Origin of the sequence: Acinetobacter sp. TUM15064 (genome assembly GCF_008980265.1) — a bacterium.
GTDB lineage: Bacteria > Pseudomonadota > Gammaproteobacteria > Pseudomonadales > Moraxellaceae > Acinetobacter.
This window is the reverse complement of record NZ_BKFU01000165.1, coordinates 1-811: the sequence shown is the minus strand read 5'-3', so window position 1 is coordinate 811 and position 811 is coordinate 1. Positions and strand designations below refer to the sequence as shown.

Here is an 811-nt window from a genome sequence, read left to right as displayed (position 1 = left end):
GATTGGAATATGTTTCCTAAAACGGTTATTGACCGTGGTCTTGGAGATGCAACCTCTCATTACATGTATGAAGCTGCTAAAGCAGGGGATGTTGAAAGTGCGTATATTTTAGCTAAAGATTTAGTTTCGGATGAGGCGATTGCTGAACTAGAAAGAATTATCGATGGTCGGGAAACTATTATAGTACCTGTACATGCTGAGGAAGCAGTCGGTCGTAATATGATTCCTTTAGCTACTTCAGCAGTTATAGCAAAGAAACTTGGGCTTGAAGTTGATACGAATATAGTTCAAGCTATAAAAGTATCAAGAACTGGCGGTGATGGGTGGCATAGATTAGCCAACCAACCAGCATTTGATGGGACAATAAACAATGATAAATGTGTTATTATTGTTGATGATACACAGACCCAAGGTGGTACTTTTGCAGCATTAAAAGGTCATATTGAAACAACTGGGACGAATAAAGTTATTGGAGCATATGCACTGACGGGTAAACAATACTCATCACAATTAGCTCTAAGTAAAGAAACTCTTCAGCAATTGAGGGATGTATATGGCAATCTTGAAGCATGGTGGAAATCGATTTACGGGTACGATTTCGAAAGGCTCACAGAGTGGGAAGCAAAGTATATCCTCAACTCTCGTAAAACAGCTGACGAAGTCCGAGATAGAATCATTGCGTCAAAACAAACGTGATGCTTATGCACTTATGATGAAAATGAATTAATTATTATTTAATTAAGTTAAAAGACTGCTATATAGCGGTCTTTTTTGTTTTTGAGCTCTACAAAGTTTAATGAGTACATAGAGT

Annotated in this window: 1 protein-coding gene; it reads left to right on the top strand. The window is 37.6% G+C overall.

Going from position 1 to position 811, the window contains the following annotated elements:
- The coding region (locus GBI16_RS18230) for a phosphoribosyltransferase (RefSeq protein WP_228267873.1) at positions 1-696 on the top strand (696 nt) is incomplete at its 5' end.
- Positions 697-811: the final 115 nt, after the last annotated feature.